Genomic DNA, 15449 nt, shown 5'->3' with positions numbered 1-15449 from the left:
GGCATGGCCATCGATCCCAGTGCGATCCTCACGGGTCGTGCCCCCGGGCGTGCCCCGATCGGAGTGATCCTGGGGATCGTCTTCGCGTCGCTCTGCCTGCTCCTCATCCTCGCGTTCGACGCGATCACGGGCGGCGCGTCGTTCGTCGTCGGGCTGCTGCTCGCGGTGCTGCCGGTCGCCGTCTGGCTGCCGCTGGTGCTCGCGCTGGACCGGCTGGAGCCGGAGCCGCCGAACGCCCTGATCTTCGCGTTCCTGTGGGGCGCCGGGGTCGCCGCGCTGTTCGCGAGCATCCTCAACACGCTGGGCCTGTCGCTCCTGACCGAGACCGAGCTCACCGGCGAGGAGGAGGGCTGGTACATCGTCGCGACGTTCGGCGCGCCGGTGGTCGAGGAGCTGCTCAAGGGCGCGGTCCTGTTCGGCATGCTCTGGTGGCGCAGGGAGGAGCTGAACGGACCGACCGACGGCGTCATCTACGCCGCGATGGTGGGTCTCGGCTTCGCCGCGACGGAGAACATCCAGTACTTCATCGACGCGCTCGAGGTGAACCAGCTGGGGTACGTGTTCGTGCTGCGGGCCATCGTCTCGCCGCTGCTGCACCCGCTGTGCACGGCGATGACCGGTATCGGCGTGGCGGTGGCTGCCCTGGCCGGGCCCGGGAAGCTGCGCCGCCGGGCGCCGCTCTACGGTCTGCTCGGCGCCATCGCCCTCCACAGCCTGTGGAACGGCTCCACGAAGTTCGGGCTCCCCGGCCTCGCCGGCGCGTACCTCGTCGGGTTCATGGTGCTGATCGGGCTGATCGTGATCCTGGCCCGCGACCGGCGTCGGATCGTCCAGCTCATCGGCCACTACCTGCCGCTGTACGGCCCGGTCGGCATCGTCACGCCCGACGACCTGCGGATGCTGTCGACCCTGCCCGGCCGCCGGGCGGCGCGGCGCTGGGCCCGGGCCGCGGGCGGCCGCCCCGCCGAGCGCGCCATGACCGACTACCAGCAGGCTGCCACGGAGCTCGCCCTGCTGCACCAGCGCGCGGGCGCGCAGAGGGACCTCGACCCGCACGGGCTGGAGCAGCAGCGGCAGTACCTGGTGTGGGTCATGCAGCAGGCACGGGCCACCTTCCTCGCGAGGCAGCCGCGCCCGCCGGCCAGCCCCTGGGGCGCCACGGGCTTCGGCCCCCCGGGCCACCACTGACCCTGGCTGTGCGGTGGGTCAGGGCAGCGGTATCCACTCGGTCGTGGTGGTCACCTCGTCGAGTATCTCGGGCAGCGGCGTCACGCCCAGGCCGGGGCCGGTCGGCACGGCGATGTGGCCGTCGTCGAGCACGAACGGCTCCGTGATGTCGGTGGCATAAAAACGGCCTGATGCCGAGATGTCACCGGGCAGCGTGAACCCCGGCAGCGCGGCGAGCGCCGCGTTCGCCGCCCGCCCGATCCCGGTCTCCAGCATTCCGCCGCACCAGACGGCGACACCGTGCGCGACGGCGAGATCGTGGATGCGCCGGGCCTCGAGGTAGCCGCCCACGCGCCCGGGCTTGATGTTGATGATCGAGCAGGCGCCGAGCGTGATCGCGGCGGCCGCGGTCTGCGCGGAGACGATGGACTCGTCGAGGCAGACCGGCATCTCGATCCGGCGCGCGAGCTCCGCGTGCCCCAGCACGTCCTCCTCCTCCAGCGGCTGCTCGATCAGCAGCAGGTCGAACGGGTCGAGGCGTGCGAGGTGGCGCGCGTCCCGCAGCGTGTAGGCGGTGTTCGCGTCGACCTGCAGCAGCACGTCGTCGCCGAAGCGCTCCCGTACCGCCCGGACGGGCTCCAGGTCCCAGCCCGGCTCGATCTTCAGCTTGATCCGCACGTACCCCTCGGCGAGGTAGCCGCCGACGGCGTCGAGCAGCCGCGGTATCGAATCCTGGATACCCACGGAGACGCCGCTCGGCACCCGGTCGACGACGGAGCCCAGCTCCCGGGACAGCGGCCGCCCCTGGGCGCGCAGCTCGGCGTCGAGCACCGCCATCTCCAGGGCCGCCTTGGCCATGCGGTGCCCCTTGACCGGAGCGAGCGCCTGCCCGACGTCGATCGCCGACGTGATCCCGGCGCCCTCGCGGTACGCGCTCAGCGCGGGGACGAGGAACCGGCGCAGCACGTCGGCGGAGGCGTCGACGTACTCCGAGGAGTACAGCGGGTCCTCCCCCGCGACGCACTCGCCCCAGCCCTCGCCGTCATCGGTCTCGACACGCAGCAGGAGCACGTCGCGCTCGGTCTGCGTGCTGAACGACGTGCGGAACGGCGACACGAGCGGAAGCTCGACGCGGCGCAGCTCGATGCCCCGGATGTTCATGCCTGTGCTGGTCATGCGGTCTCCTCGGTGGTCGGGTCGCTCGTCGGTCCGCTCGTCGGCTCACCGGGCGGCGCGGTGGGCGCCGCCGTACGCACCAGGTAGCCGTCACGGCCGAACCCGACGACGGCCCCGCCACCGGACAGCACCGGCAGCAGGCCGTCGCGGACCGCCGCGCGCCAGCGCCGGGCCGCGGCCGGGTCGGTCGTGCGCAGGGCTTCGATGTCGGCGGGTACGGCCACCGTGCGGAGGCCGCCCTCCTCCGCTGGTCGAGCCGATCGAGATCCCATGCACGCCGCCGCGACGTCCGGGTCGCGCAGGTCCCAGCGCACGAGGACCCGGTCGGACTCGTCGCCCCGGTTGATCGCATCGGGCATCGCGCCGTAGAAGTTCGGCAGGTACTCGACCGGCCGCGCGTGCAGCTTGGTGAGGTTGAAGTGGGCGTTCCGGGCGATCAGCGGGTCGTAGGTCCAGGTGATGGCGTCGAGGCCCCGTTCGAGCGCCCAGACCCGCTGGTGCAGCTTGAGCGCGAACCCGACCCCGCGGCCCGCCGCCTCGGCGGACACCCCGGCGACGTGGCTGTGCAGGGCCCGCTCGGCCGGGGCGTGGAAGAACCCGGCGCACGCGCCGACCATCCGGCCGCCCGCGTAGGCGGCCGCGACGTAGTTGTGCGCCTTGGCCAGCGCCCGCAACAGCTCGGCGGACATCGCGGACCCGCCCCAGACCGCCGTCCACAGCCGGTCGACGGCGGTGTGGCCGGCCATGTCGTCGACCTCACGGATCTCGATGCCGGCCGAGCGGGCTGCGGCGTCGGCGGCGCGGACGGCGTCGGCGAGCGGCTCGTCGGCGGCGGCGACGTCGCCCACCGCGTCGCCATCCGGGGCGGTCACCGGGCACCTGCCGGGCTCGTGCCGTCCCGGTCGCCGGCCGGGTTCGCGATCAGGTCGACCACCAGCGCGCGCAGCAGCGCCGTCCGGTCGGCGATCCGGTCGACGAGGACGTGCTCGTCGTCGGCGTGCGCGCCGCCGCCCACTGCCCCGAGACCGTCCAGCGTGGGCGTGCCGACGCCGGCGGCGAAGTTGCCGTCGGACGCCCCGCCCACCGCCACTCCGGTGAGCGTCGGGAAGCCGGCCGCCGCCGCGAGCCGCGACGCACGCGCGAAGAGTGCGGCGGACAACGCTCCCTCCAGCGGCGGCCGGTTGATCCCGCCCTCGATCTCGAGCACCGCGCCGGGCAGCACGGGGACCAGCGCACGCAGAGCGGTGTCGACCCGGTGCTGCTCCGCGGCGGTCCGCGCCCGGACGTCGACGGCGAACGACGCGTCGGCCGGGACCGTGTTCCGGGTGGTGCCGGAGACGGCGTCGGTCGGCGTGACGGTGGTCCCGAGCGCCGGATCGCCCAGCGCGGCGACCGCGAGCACCTGGTGCGCCAGCTCGACCGAGGCGTTCACGCCCTTCTCCGGCTCCAGGCCCGCGTGCGCGGCCCTGCCCTTCACCAGCACCCGGTAGATCGAGGTGCCCTTGCGCTCCAGCTTGAGCGCACCGCCGTCGGCCGAGGCCTCCAGCACCAGCGCGGCGTCCGCCCCGCGCGCCTCGTCCTCGATGAGCGCCTGGGACGACGGCGAGCCGAGCTCCTCGTCGCCGGTCACCAGCAGGGTGACGCCGGTCCGGTCGTCGAGGGACCCCAGCACGTGCAGCACCATGGCCAGGCCGGTCTTCATGTCGAAGCTGCCAGGACCGCGCAGCACCCCGTCGGAGATGCCGAACGGGTGCGTCCGGAGGGTGCCGACCGGCCACACCGTGTCGTGGTGCGCCAGCAGGAGCACACGCGTCGGGCCGCCGAGCCGCCACCGCAGGTGGATGCCGAGCCGCTCGGGCTCGGCACCGAGGTGCGCGGTGCCGAGCCGGGCCACCAGGTCCGCCGACCGGGCCAGCGCGCCCGGGTCCGACGACGGTGACTCGCACTCGACCAGCGTCCGCAGGTCCTCGATCAGTGCGTCGACGTCGGGTCCGGCGGGAGTCTCGTGGAAGGCCATGCAGGCACGGTATCGGCCGCCCCGCCTCGGGGTGGACCTCCTCGCTGTGCTCCGCCCCTCCCGCGCGGGGGCAGCACGTGGTGGACGTGATCGTTGCGCCAACGACGGACACGTCGTCGCAACGGTCACGCCCACCACAAGGCAGGGGTCAGGGGTTCAGGACGAAGCTGCCCTTCCCCACGTCGGCGAACGTGGTCGTGTACCAGGAGAGGTAGCGCTCCAGGTAGGGCGCCGGCGCGCCCTCGGTCGCGGTGTCGCCGGACGGGTCCTGCAGGTCGAGCGAGAGCCGGGCGCCGGTCACGAGCACCCGCTTGCCGGACGGCTCGGCCAGCCAGCCGTCCGACTCGATGGTCCCGATCTGCACGCCGAGCTGGTGCCCCTCGGCGAGGGTCCAGTCGGCCGACTTCAGGTCGAACGCCGTGCGCCCGCGCCGCTCGATGCGGGCCACGTTCTCGTCGAACATGGTCGCCGTGCCGTCCGGCGCGACGTCCCACAGCCGCACCATCACGTCCCCGGAACCTCCCGCGCGGAGCGAGACCGAGGGTGTGCCCGTGATCCGCACGGCCGATGCCACCGGCCTCGAGAAGGTCAGGTACGACGACGACGCCGCGCCCGCCCTGGCAGCTGACCGGCCCCGCTCGGGGAGCGCCGGCGCGTTCTCCATGTCCCAGCCGTCGACCCGCGCCGCCGTCCGCCCCGTCGCCGCACGCGACGACGGCCCGCCGTCGTCCACGTAGGCGCCGTGCCGCAGCCTGGCCACGGTCGAGCGGTCGACCTCGGGCCACGTGTCCTGTGCACGCCAGGCGCCGGTGCTGTCCTGGATCGCGTACGCCGGGTCCTCGGCGCTCGGCTCCACGCCCTTGAGGTGCTCGTCGTAGAACCGCATCACCTCGTCGAAGAAGCCTTCCCGCCCCATCGCGAGGCGCCCGTCGGAGACGGTGTCGTTGCCCCGCACGTGGTCCCACGGGCCGAGCCAGCCGCGCTCGACGCCCGTGTGGTTGTCGAGGTAGACCTGCATGTCCTCGGGCTTGGTGTTCGGCTCGATGAAGCCCTGGGTCACGAACAGCGGGGTGTCCGTGCCTGCGGCGTCGTCCGCCAGGTTGCGGGCGTCCCAGTACTCCGACTCCGGGTCGGGGTGGTTGGGGTCGGACAGGTTGTCCGCCAGGCACTCGGGGTGCTGGTCCTCGTAGCGGGCGTTCGCGGCGTACCGCTCGCTGTCGCCCGCCATGGGCCCGATCGTGGCGATGTGGTTGTACGCCTGGGGCGTGCCCGTCACGTTGGGCCGGGCCACCTCGTTGCTCCACAGGTAGTTGTACATGTTCCACACCGGCTCCTGGGCCACTACCGCCTTGAGCGGGTCCAGGCCCAGGTTGTTGCCGACGAGCCCGGTGACGGCGTCGTACGACTTGCCGTACATGCCGACGTCGCCGGTGGACCACGGCTGGCTCGCGGACCACTCGATCGCCGCGCCGACGTCGGCCTGCTCGCCCGGACCCACCCAGTCGATGCAGCCGGTGCTGCCGCCGTAACCACGGAGATCGACCATGACGAACGTGTACTCGTTCGCCATCAGCTCGGCGCCGTCGACGAAGTCCTGGAACCGCACGGACGGGCCCACGACGTCCCAGCCCTCCGGCCCGGTCTGGCCGGCGTGCGCGAAGTAGGGCCCGACGGACAGGATCACCGGCGTCCGCGCGTCCGGTGCCAGGTGGGCGGGCCGCAGGATGTCGGCGTGCAGCTCCACGCCACCCGCCGACGGGAAGTACGCCTCGGTCCACGCCGCGCCCTCGGGAACGCGCTCGTTCTCGTCATGGGTGACCGGGTCGTCGACCGTCGTCGACGTGCCGCTGGAGCCGCCCTCCGCCGGGTCGGCGACCGCGGCGGGCACGGCGCCCGTGGTCAGCACGAGCGTTGCTGCGGCCGCGACCGCGGGCGCCATCCTGCTCCATCTCGTTCGGATTCTCATTCGAGCGTCCTCCCTGGGGGAAATTCAGGACTTATCAACCTGGTTCACCCGAGAGGTTAGAGAACTTTTACCCGCAATGCCCTGAAATTACGCAGGTGTTGACGCGGCCGTGACACGCTGCCCAGACCGGCACAGGCCCAGCGCCACGACGAAGCCCACCACCACGTGCTCGGCCATCAGGACTGCTACCGCGCCGGGCGTGGTGCCCGAGGCCGCACCCAGCAGCGATCCGAGCAGGAGGACGCCGCACAGCACGAGCCACGCCACCTCGCCGCCGCCCTTCGTGAGCCGCGCGATCAGAGCCCGCACGCCCCAGCCGGCCAGGCCGACGACAAGCGCGGCGACCAGCACCGCCACCACCGTGACCGACCGGGTGATCGCACCTGTACGCGCCTCGAGCTCGACTCCGAGCGCCGCTCCGACGAGCCACACAGCCACGGCAGCGGCTCCCGCGACGAGCGGCACCGTCCAGGCGGGCCACCGGCGCTGGGCTGCTGTGTTCTCGGTCATGGGATTCCTCCTTCTCGGTACGTCCCTCGCACCTGGTGACAGCCTCGCGAGAGCCTGCGCCGGCCGGCATCAGCCTGCAGTACCGACTTGACCGGTCCTTTGACCGGGGGCCCCCTACTTCGGTCGGTTCCACGCCCTGCTGGCCGTGCGTAGGGTCGCCGGCATGACAGCTGCTGACCCGCTGGACTGCCCACCCGACGACGGCACCACATCTGCCCGACCCGGCCGCCATCCCTGGTCGTCGTGGCACGTCGCAGCGCCGGCCATGATGGTGCTGACCGCGCTCATGGTCTGGGCGGTCCTGTCGCAGCGCGCCGCCGTCCCCGGGGTGCTCGGTGCGCACCAGCTCCTGGTGCTGGACTCCGCCGTCGCCCTGGCAGCGCTCGCCCTCGTGCCCCTCCTGTGGTCGCGCCGCCCGGTGGCGGTCGTGCTGATGTTGACGGTCCTCGCCGCGATCTCGCCCGTCGCCACCCCCGCGGCGACGGCCGGGACCCTGCAGATCGCCCGCTGGTTCCCGCTCCGGACAGCGGTCCTGGTCACGTCCGCGGGCGTCTGCGCGCATGCCGTGCAAGCTCTCTGGCGGCCTCCGGCGCTGCCGCTGGGCTGGTGGCTGCTGTGCGACGTCGCCGTGCACGCAGCCCTCCTGGGCTGGGGCGCGTTCGGGCAGGCGCGGGCGCAGGTCCTGCGCGACCTGCGGGAACGTGCCCGGCGGGCGGAGACCGAGCGCGGTCGTGCGCTGACGGAGGCCCGCGCCGCCGAGCGCAACCGGATCGCCGCCGAGATGCACGACGCGCTCGGCCACCGCCTGTCCCTCCTGGCCGCTACGGCGGGCGCGGTCGAGTTCCGGCCGGACGCCCCGCCGGAGCAGCTCGCGGCCGCCGCCGGGCGGGTCCGGTCCGGGGCGGCCGAGGCCTTGGAGGACCTGCGGCAGCTGGTGCGCCTCCTGCGCGACGGCTCGGACCGGCTGGCTCCGCCGCCCGTCCTCACCGACGTCCGCGGGCTCGTCGACGCCGCCCGGTCCGTCGGGACCACCGTGACCCTCGACCTGCCGGACGTCCCTACCGGCGAGGGGCCACCACCCGCGGTCGCCACTGCCGCCTACCGTGTGGTCCAGGAGGGCCTCACCAACGTCCGGCGGCACGCACCCGGCGCGACCGTCCGGGTCACCGTGGCCGCTCGTGCGGGCGAGGTCCGGATCACCGTGGCCGACGACGGCCCGCCTCGCCCGGAGAGCAGAGCGCCCGGCACCGGCCTGGTCGGACTGCGGGAGCGGGTGGAGCTGCTGGGCGGCACGCTCGACGCAGATCGCTCCACCGCCGGTTTCACCCTGGACGTGCGGATACCGTGGCGTTGATGGAGACCCGGATCGTGATAGCCGACGACGACGCGCTGGTCCGCGCGGGACTGCGCCTCATGCTCGACGGCGCCGACGGGATCAGTGTGGTTGGCGAAGCCGCGGACGGCGGTGACGTGTCTGGGGTCCTCGACGCCCATCCGGCCGACGTCGTGCTCATGGACCTGCGGATGCCGGGCGTCGACGGGATCGAGGCCACGCGCCGCGTGCGGGCCCGGCCGTCCCCGCCCGCCGTCGTGGTGCTCACGACGTTCGACACCGACGCCGAGGTGGCGGGCGCTCTGCGCGCCGGGGCCGCCGGATACCTGCTCAAGGACATGCCTCCGGCGCGGATCGCCGCGGCGGTCCGGACGGCAGCCGCCGGCGAGCCCGTGCTCGCGCCCGACATCGCACGCCGCCTCATGGACACGGTCGCCGCGGGCGGCGACGGGACACGGCAGGCGCGGGCAGCGCTGGACCGGCTCACCGGCCGCGAGCGCGACGTCGCACTCGAGATCGGCCGCGGGTCGTCCAACGCCGAGATCGCGCAGCGGCTCTACCTCAGCGTGCCCACGGTCAAGGCGCACGTGTCGAGCGTGCTGGTGAAGCTCGGCGTGGAGAACCGGACCCAGGTGGCGCTGCTGGTCCGCGAGGCCGTCGCGGAGTGAGGTGCGCCGCACCGCCTGGACACTTCTCTCAGACGCCGGACTGGCTGCCGCGCAGCCCCAGGAACTCCGTCACCCGGTCGGACGCCGGGGCGGTCCGCAGCTCGTCCGGCGCAGCCACCTGCAGCAGCCGGCCCCTGTCCATCACGCCGACCCGGTCGGCCACCGCGGACGCCTCCGTGTGGTCGTGCGTGACGAACATCGCCGTCGTCCCGGTCTCGACGAGCGCGGCACGCACCTCGCCCGCCAGCCGTTCGCGGAGCTGGCGGTCGAGCGCGGACAACGGCTCGTCGAGCAGGAGCAGGCGCGGACGCGGGGCCAGGGCGCGCGCCAGGGCCACCCGCTGCTGCTCCCCGCCGGACAGGGTGAGCACCGACCGCCGCTCGTAACCGGCGAGCCCGACCAGGTCGAGCAGCGCCGATACCCGGGTGTCCCGCTCGGCCCGGGAGAGCTCCTGCGTCTCCAGCCCGTAGCCCACGTTCCGTCGCACGTCCCGGTGCGGAAAGAGCTGACCCTCCTGGAACATGAGCCCGAACCGCCGCTTGTGCACGGGCACCCCGGCGAGCTCCTCGCCGTCGTACCCGATGCTGCCGCCCGCCAGCGGCTCCAGCCCGGCCACCGCGCGCAGCAACGACGACTTGCCGCATCCGCTGGGGCCGAGCAGCGCGACCACCTCGCCGGGCGCGACCGTCAGCGACACCCGGTCCACCGCGGTGACACCGGCCGAGCGCCCCGAGCGGGCCGAGCCCGTCGGGACCCCGTACCGCACGGTGGCGTCCCGGATCTCCAGCCCCGCCATCAGAACTCCCCTCCGGCGCGCTCGTCGCGCAACCGCTCCGCCACCATCATCACCGTCGCGGTGAGCACGGCGAGCACCACCGATGCCGCGAGCGCCATCCCGTAGTTCTCCGCCCCGGGCCGCCCGATGAGGCGGTAGATCACGACAGGCAGGGTGGCGCCGTCGGGCCGAGCGAGGAACGACGTCGCGCCGAACTCGCCGAGCGACACCGCGAAGGCGAACCCGGTGGCCAGCCCGACCGAGCGCAGGGCGATCGGCAGGTCCACGGTTCGCAGCACGCGGCCCGGGCCGGAGCCGAGCACCGCGGCGACCTCGCGCAGCCGCGGGTCGATGGCCCGGAGCACGGGCAGCACCGTGCGCACCACGAGGGGTATCGCGACGACCGCCTGGGCCACGGGCACGAGCAGGCCGGAGGTCCGCAGGTCCACCCCGAGCACGGGCTGGTCCATGGTGATGAGGAACCCGAAGCCGACGGTCACCGCGGACACGCCGAGCGGGAGCATGAACAGCCCGTCCAGGGTGCTGACGGCGCGACGCGCGCCGGCGGACCGCGGGCGCCGGGACACCACGAGCGCGACGAGGCCTCCGACGACCAGCGAGATCACCGTCGCGGCCAGCGCGATCCGCAGCGAGGTCGCTGCGGCCTCCCACACGGTCACCACCAGCGCGTTCCGTTCGCCGGTGGTCCCGAGCGCGGCGTAGTTCCCCAGACCCCAGGAGCCGTCCGGCTCGCGCAGGGACCGGGTCACGAGCCCGGCCATCGGGAGCACCATGAGCCCGACGACGATCGCCGCGCCCACCAGCGCCACCGTCACGTCCTGCGGCGACCGCCAGGACAGCCGCCGGGCCGATCCCCGCGCGGACACGAGGTGCAGCGCGGCCTCGCGGCGCCGGCGCGCCCGCGCGGAGACGGCCAGGGCGCCCGAGATGACCACGAGCTGCATGATCGAGAGCACGGAGGCCGACCGCAGGTCCAGGAACTGGGTGGTGCGGGTCCAGATCTCGGTCTCGATGGTCCCGTACCGCACACCACCGAGCACCAGCACCACCCCGAACGCGGTGGCACAGAACAGGAACACCACGGCGGCCGCCGAGGCCACGGCGGGTGCCAGCGAGGGCAGCGTCACCGTCCGGAACACCCGTGCGGGTCCCGCGCCGAGGGACGCGGCCGCCTGCTCCGTCCGGGGATCGAGCCGCTCCCACAGCCCGCCGACGGTCCGCACGACCACGGACACGTTGAAGAAGACGAGGGCGACGACGATCCCGGCCAGCGACTCCTCCAGACCGAGGAAGCCGAGCGTGCCGCCGGGCGCGAACAGGGTGCGGAACGCCACCCCGACCACGACGGCGGGCAGCACGAACGGCACGGTCACGAGCCCGCGCACCAGGCCGCGGCCCGGGAACGAGCGGCGGTACAGCAGGTACGCGAGCGGCAGGCCGAGCAGCACGGAGAAGGCGGTGCCGAGCACCGCCTGGGTCAGCGTGAGCCCGACGAGCCGCCACGTGCGCGGGCTGGACAGCACGTCGGTGAAGCCGGTGAGGTCGAGTGCGCCGTCGGGCACGAAGCCGCGTACGACGAGCGCGGCCACCGGCCACGCGAAGAAGACGCCGAGGAAGCCGAGGGGGACGGCGACCGCCGTCCCCCAGAGCAGCGGTGCGGGCCGCAGGCTCGCCCGACTCAGCCGACGACGGTCTCGGTCCACCGCTCGATCCACTCGTCCCGGTGCTCGCTCACCTCGGCGGGCTCGACCTCGAACGGCGCCTCGGCCTGGGGGGCGAACTTCTGCCAGTCCTTCGGGAGCTCCACCGAGGAGTCGGCCGGGTACATGTACATCGACTCGGGCAGCGCGGCCTGGACGTCCGCGCTGAGCAGGAAGTCGACGAGCGCCTGCGCGCCCTCCGGGTTGTCCGACCCGGCCAGCACGCCCGCGTACTCGACCTGCCGGAAGCATGTCTCCAGCAGGGCGCTGGTGGTGGTCCCGGTGCCGTCCTCGGTCACGGTGAACGCGGGCGACGTCGCGTACGACAGCACGAGCGGCCGCTCGCCGCCCTCGCCCGCACCCGAGAAGTCCACGTAGTAGGCGTCCTCCCACGAGTCGGCGACCTTGACGCCGTTGTCGGCCAGGGAGGCCCAGTAGTCCTCGAACCCGTTCTCGCCGAACGCCCCGACGGTCGCCAGCAGGAAGGCGAGCCCCGGGGACGACGTCGCCGGGTTGCTCACCACGAGCAGGTCCTGGTACTCGGGGTCGGCCAGGTCCTCCAGCGTCCTCGGCACGTCGAGGTCCGACTTCTCGAACCAGGCCTCGTCCGCGTTGACGCAGACGTCACCCTGGTCGATCGGGGTGAGGGCGCCGCCGAGCTGCTCGGCGCCCTCGGGCAGGTCCGCCGGGGTGTACTCCTCGACCACCCCCGCCTCCAGCGCGCGGGAGGCGAACGTGTTGTCGATGCCGAACACCGCGTCGCCGAGCGGAGAGTCCTTGGTGAGCACCAGCTGGTTCACCAGCGTCCCGGCGTCACCCGCCGCGCTGACCTCGACGGTCAGGCCGGACTCCTCCTCGAACCCCTCGACGAGCTTCTCGTCGAGAGCCCAGGAGTCGTGGGTCACGAGGGTCACGGTGCCCGACGCCGCCGGATCGCTCCCGTCGGACCCGGAGTCGCCGGACCCGGAGCCACCGCCACAACCGGCGAGCAGGAGCGCGACAGCGGCAGCTCCAGCGACCGTCCCTGCCTGGATGGTGCCCGCGTGGGCACCGGAAAGACGCAACATCGTGCCTCGACTTCCTCCGCCGGTCTGAGCCGGATCAGGTTCAAGGGTCTGCGGTTCTCCGCACTCTCAGCGCTGTGGGGCGCTCCCCTGTCGTGTCCGGCCAGCCTACTGGCCCGGAGAGGGCTACGGTGTAGACGTGGCCCAGATTGAGACGGAACAGACACTCGCTGAGAAGGTCGGCACTCTTGCCCTGATGCTCGCGGCCGGCTGGGTCGCGCAAAAGGCGGTCAGCATGATCTGGAAAGGCGTGACCGGCAACGACGCACCGAACAAGGCGGACGACCCGGAGCTGGACCTGGTGCAGGCCACCGTGTTCGCTGCGGTCGCCGCCGGCACGGCGGTGTTCGCCAAGCGCATGGCGGCGAAGGGCGCGTCGAAGGCCGCCCTGCGGCTCGCCGCCCGCCGCACGGCGCACTAGAAGACCCCGCGCCGGCGGGGTGCCCGGCCGGACGTCCGGCCAGGCACCCCGCCGAACGCTCAGCCGGACGTGTCGCGCGCGGGCGCCTTGCGCGGCCGCCGGGTGAGCAGCGGGTCGTGCCCACGGGGCCGGCCCACCGGCTCGACACCTTCGAGCGCGCGCGTGAGCGCTGCCTGCGTGACGCCCTTCTGCTCGGTGTCCGCCCGCAGCCGGGCCATCACCTGGTCGGCTGCCAGCCGCAGCGGGATGCCCGCCCGGCCCGCGGCGTCGAGCAGCAGCTGACCGGCTGTCTCCTCGTCCACGCCGCGTACCGCGATGATGATGCCCTTGGCCTGCTCGATCACGGCCTGGCTGACGAAGGCCCGGGTCACGACACCGGTGGACCGTCGCGTCAGCGCCTCCCGCTGGACCGGCGTGACGTCCACGACGTACCCGACCAGCTCCGGCGACCGGTCAGGGCCACCGCGCCAGCCCTGGCCGATGACGACCACCGAACGGGTGCGGCCCTTCCGGTCCACGATCCGGTGCGCGCAGGCGAACGGTCGGCCGAGCCGCAGGGCTTCGGCGGCGGCCCGCACCACGCGGACCCGGTCGTCGGGATGCTTGCGGGAACGGAGCGCCTCGAGGCTCGGCTCGACCTCGTGCCGCTTCCACCCGTGCATCGTGTAGAGCTCGTCGGACCACCACCAGGTGCCCGTCATCAGATCGACCCGGTAGCGACCGACAAGAAGGTTGGTCCCCAGACCGAGAGCATGCGCCAGGTCACCCGCCGAGAAGCTCGGTGACTCCGTAGCCGTGTCGCCGCCGGCGCCGTCCACGACGCTGAGCCTGGGCTGCTTGAAAGGGGGCATTTTGTACCTCCCGGATCCACAGCGGACCAGGAGCCGCTTCATGACTCCGCAGCCTTGATTGTAAAGCGGTTCGCTCACTTCGACAGCCCCCGCTGCCCTACTTTTTCCGCACGCTTTCCCTGGGCCTTGCGCAGCAGGCGTTCCCGCGCCCTTCCCCGCGGCGCACCGCCCGGCACGAGCGGGACGCTGCGAGTACCGGACCTCCGTGCCAGCCTGGGACGAGCCGGCCCGCAAGGGCCCGACCGGCACGGACCGACCACCGGAGGTGCACCGTGAGCGAGACACCCTTTGCCGCGACGGACCCGGGAGACACCGGCGCGGGTACACCAGAGATCATGGCCCCCGGCCCGCTACGCACCGACGTGGCCGTGGTGGGCGCAGGGCTCACCGGTGTCGTGACGGCTCAGCTGCTCGCCGACGGCGGCGCCCACGTCGTGGTGCTCGACGCCGACGGCGCACGCGCCACCACCACCGCCCGTTCGACGGGCAAGCTCTCGGTGCTGCAGGGCACCCGGCTCGCGCGCATCGCGCGGTACGGCGACGAGGTGGTGCAGGACTACCTCGCGGCCAACTTCGCGGGCCTCGGGTGGCTGCGCCGCACTCTCGACGACCTGAACGTGCCGGTCGAGAACCGCGACGACCTGACCGTCGCGTCCACCCCCGAGGAGGTGGCCGACGTCGACGCCGTGCTCGCGACCTGCGCGCGCCAGGGACTCGCTGCCCAGTGGGAGGAGGACCCGCCGTATCCCGTGCGGTCCTACGGCGCGGTGCGCCTGCCGGGACAGGCCCAGGTCGACCCGTTGCGCATGCTCTCCGCGTTGCGCGCCCGCCTCCGGTCCCGGGGCGTGCCGGTGTACGACGGCGTCCGGGTCCGGCAGGTGCGTCGGGCCCGCTCCGGCGTCGCGCTGCGCACCACCCACGGCACCGTGCTCGCCGATCGGGTGGTGCTGGCCACCGGCACCCCGCCCGGCCGCCTGGGTGGCCTGTTCCTTCGGCTGGAGGCCGGCCGGAGCCTGCTCACCACGTGGGAGGTCACCGACCCGACGGCGCTGCCGCCGGGCTTCACCGAGACCATGTCGATCACCGCCGGATCCCCGGTCCGCTCGCTCCGGATGGCCGACGGGCTGCTCATGGTGGGCGGCGAGGGCTATACCGTCGGACGGGAGCGGGACCCTGCCCGGCGGCTGGCCGTGCTCGACGAGTGGACCCGTGTCCACTTCCCGGTCGACCTTCCCCGGCACGCGTGGGCGGCCCAGGACTACACCAGCGACACCGACCTACCGCTCGTCGGGCCGGCCGTGCCGGGTGACGACCGCGTGCTGGTGGCCACCGGCTACGCCAAGTGGGGCCTCACGAACGGTGCGGCGGCCGGCCTCGCGCTCGCCGGCCGCATCCTCGGGGATCCCGTCGAGTGGGGCCCCACGTTCGAACCGTGGGCCCGCCGACCAGCGCCGAGAACGAGCACCGCCGCCACGTTCGGCGTGCAGACCAGGGACTGGGCCTGCGCGGCCACCCGTCCCTCCGGAGAGCGGCCAGGCGCCCCGCGTGTCTCCCGGATCTGCCCGCACCTCGGCGGCGTCGTGCGGTGGAACGACCAGGAGCAGTCCTGGGACTGCCCCGTGCACGGCTCGCGGTTCGGGCCGGACGGGACGCTGCTCGAAGGCCCCGCCACCGAGGACCTCGCACGTCACTGAGCAGTGCGAATATCCACCGGCCCGCCGAGAAGCGGTTCGAGATGCGAGTGCTCCGGCACCCGGAGAACGTAGAACCACCGGAAGAA

At 73.5% G+C, this 15449-nt stretch carries 14 protein-coding genes and 1 riboswitch; of the genes, 5 read left to right on the top strand and 9 right to left on the bottom strand.

Annotation, left to right across the window (positions count from 1 at the left end):
• Positions 1–3: 3 nt before the first annotated feature.
• Positions 4–1188 (top strand): PrsW family intramembrane metalloprotease, encoded by a 1185-nt coding sequence (locus LUM46_RS25280; protein WP_274997981.1) that lies wholly within the window; start codon positions 4–6, stop codon positions 1186–1188.
• A gap of 18 nt (positions 1189–1206) precedes the next feature.
• Here the strand turns inward: LUM46_RS25280 and menC are convergent, their stop codons facing one another.
• From menC to LUM46_RS25255, 5 genes are all read right to left on the bottom strand, one after another.
• Positions 1207–2343, bottom strand: coding sequence for an o-succinylbenzoate synthase (menC, locus tag LUM46_RS25275; protein ID WP_274997979.1), 1137 nt, complete (start codon positions 2341–2343; stop codon positions 1207–1209).
• Positions 2340–3215 (bottom strand): GNAT family N-acetyltransferase, encoded by an 876-nt coding sequence (locus LUM46_RS25270; RefSeq protein ID WP_274997977.1) that lies wholly within the window; start codon positions 3213–3215, stop codon positions 2340–2342. Before LUM46_RS25270 ends, menC begins: the two co-directional genes overlap by 4 nt.
• Entirely contained in the window at positions 3212–4360 is a 1149-nt protein-coding gene (locus LUM46_RS25265; RefSeq protein WP_274997976.1) for a M20 family metallopeptidase, read from the bottom strand. The genes LUM46_RS25270 and LUM46_RS25265 overlap by 4 nt, the downstream gene beginning before the upstream one ends.
• 148 nt (positions 4361–4508) lie before the next feature.
• Positions 4509–6299: a CocE/NonD family hydrolase gene (locus LUM46_RS25260; protein ID WP_274997975.1), complete on the bottom strand. Its 1791-nt coding sequence runs from the start codon at positions 6297–6299 to the stop codon at positions 4509–4511.
• Positions 6300–6413: 114 nt separating this feature from the next.
• Positions 6414–6836 carry a DUF6069 family protein gene (locus LUM46_RS25255; protein ID WP_274997973.1) on the bottom strand — a complete coding sequence of 141 codons (423 nt, stop codon included), beginning with the start codon at positions 6834–6836 and terminating at the stop codon, positions 6414–6416.
• A gap of 163 nt (positions 6837–6999) precedes the next feature.
• Here LUM46_RS25255 and LUM46_RS25250 point away from each other — a divergent pair, with 163 nt between their 5' ends.
• Both LUM46_RS25250 and LUM46_RS25245 read left to right on the top strand, forming a co-directional pair.
• Positions 7000–8190, top strand: coding sequence for a sensor histidine kinase (locus LUM46_RS25250; RefSeq protein ID WP_274997972.1), 1191 nt, complete (start codon positions 7000–7002; stop codon positions 8188–8190).
• Positions 8190–8837, top strand: coding sequence for a response regulator transcription factor (locus LUM46_RS25245; RefSeq protein WP_274997970.1), 648 nt, complete (start codon positions 8190–8192; stop codon positions 8835–8837). Before LUM46_RS25250 ends, LUM46_RS25245 begins: the two co-directional genes overlap by 1 nt.
• Before the next feature lie 28 nt (positions 8838–8865).
• Here LUM46_RS25245 and LUM46_RS25240 read toward each other — a convergent pair whose 3' ends face one another.
• From LUM46_RS25240 to LUM46_RS25230, 3 genes are all read right to left on the bottom strand, one after another.
• Complete coding sequence (locus tag LUM46_RS25240) at positions 8866–9633, bottom strand: ABC transporter ATP-binding protein (RefSeq protein WP_310243053.1); 768 nt, start codon at positions 9631–9633, stop codon at positions 8866–8868.
• Complete coding sequence (locus LUM46_RS25235; protein WP_274997969.1) at positions 9633–11336, bottom strand: ABC transporter permease; 1704 nt, start codon at positions 11334–11336, stop codon at positions 9633–9635. Before LUM46_RS25235 ends, LUM46_RS25240 begins: the two co-directional genes overlap by 1 nt.
• Positions 11312–12400 (bottom strand): thiamine ABC transporter substrate-binding protein, encoded by a 1089-nt coding sequence (locus LUM46_RS25230; RefSeq protein ID WP_274997967.1) that lies wholly within the window; start codon positions 12398–12400, stop codon positions 11312–11314. The genes LUM46_RS25235 and LUM46_RS25230 overlap by 25 nt, the downstream gene beginning before the upstream one ends.
• A riboswitch (TPP riboswitch) is annotated at positions 12395–12499 on the bottom strand. Its footprint overlaps the gene before it by 6 nt.
• A gap of 37 nt (positions 12500–12536) precedes the next feature.
• Here LUM46_RS25230 and LUM46_RS25225 point away from each other — a divergent pair.
• Entirely contained in the window at positions 12537–12818 is a 282-nt protein-coding gene (locus tag LUM46_RS25225) for a DUF4235 domain-containing protein (RefSeq protein ID WP_274997966.1), read from the top strand.
• 59 nt (positions 12819–12877) lie between these two features.
• On the opposite strand, the gene LUM46_RS25220 is transcribed toward LUM46_RS25225, so the two are convergent.
• A complete protein-coding gene (locus LUM46_RS25220) occupies positions 12878–13669 on the bottom strand; it encodes a PAS and ANTAR domain-containing protein (RefSeq protein WP_274997964.1) in 792 nt (263 codons plus the stop codon).
• Between the two features lie 272 nt (positions 13670–13941).
• Here LUM46_RS25220 and LUM46_RS25215 point away from each other — a divergent pair, with 272 nt between their 5' ends.
• Entirely contained in the window at positions 13942–15363 is a 1422-nt protein-coding gene (locus tag LUM46_RS25215; protein WP_274997962.1) for an FAD-dependent oxidoreductase, read from the top strand.
• Positions 15364–15449 lie beyond the last annotated feature (86 nt).

Origin of the sequence: Promicromonospora iranensis (genome assembly GCF_028994805.1) — a bacterium.
GTDB lineage: Bacteria > Actinomycetota > Actinomycetes > Actinomycetales > Cellulomonadaceae > Promicromonospora > Promicromonospora iranensis.
Note: the sequence above shows the minus strand (reverse complement) of the source record. Positions and strands in the feature narration are given on the sequence as shown.

Bases quoted from the DNA above. Each gene is read 5' to 3' on its own strand.
- LUM46_RS25245 (WP_274997970.1), top strand. From the start codon at position 8,190: ATGGAGACCCGGATCGTGATAGCCGACGACGACGCGCTGGTCCGCGCG.
- LUM46_RS25260 (WP_274997975.1), bottom strand. From the start codon at position 6,299: ATGGCGCCCGCGGTCGCGGCCGCAGCAACGCTCGTGCTGACCACGGGC.
- LUM46_RS25250 (WP_274997972.1), top strand. From the start codon at position 7,000: ATGACAGCTGCTGACCCGCTGGACTGCCCACCCGACGACGGCACCACA.
- menC (WP_274997979.1), bottom strand. From the start codon at position 2,343: ATGACCAGCACAGGCATGAACATCCGGGGCATCGAGCTGCGCCGCGTC.
- LUM46_RS25265 (WP_274997976.1), bottom strand. From the start codon at position 4,360: ATGGCCTTCCACGAGACTCCCGCCGGACCCGACGTCGACGCACTGATC.
- LUM46_RS25220 (WP_274997964.1), bottom strand. From the start codon at position 13,669: ATGCCCCCTTTCAAGCAGCCCAGGCTCAGCGTCGTGGACGGCGCCGGC.
- LUM46_RS25230 (WP_274997967.1), bottom strand. From the start codon at position 12,400: ATGTTGCGTCTTTCCGGTGCCCACGCGGGCACCATCCAGGCAGGGACG.
- LUM46_RS25255 (WP_274997973.1), bottom strand. From the start codon at position 6,836: ATGACCGAGAACACAGCAGCCCAGCGCCGGTGGCCCGCCTGGACGGTG.
- LUM46_RS25280 (WP_274997981.1), top strand. From the start codon at position 4: ATGGCCATCGATCCCAGTGCGATCCTCACGGGTCGTGCCCCCGGGCGT.
- LUM46_RS25240 (WP_310243053.1), bottom strand. From the start codon at position 9,633: ATGGCGGGGCTGGAGATCCGGGACGCCACCGTGCGGTACGGGGTCCCG.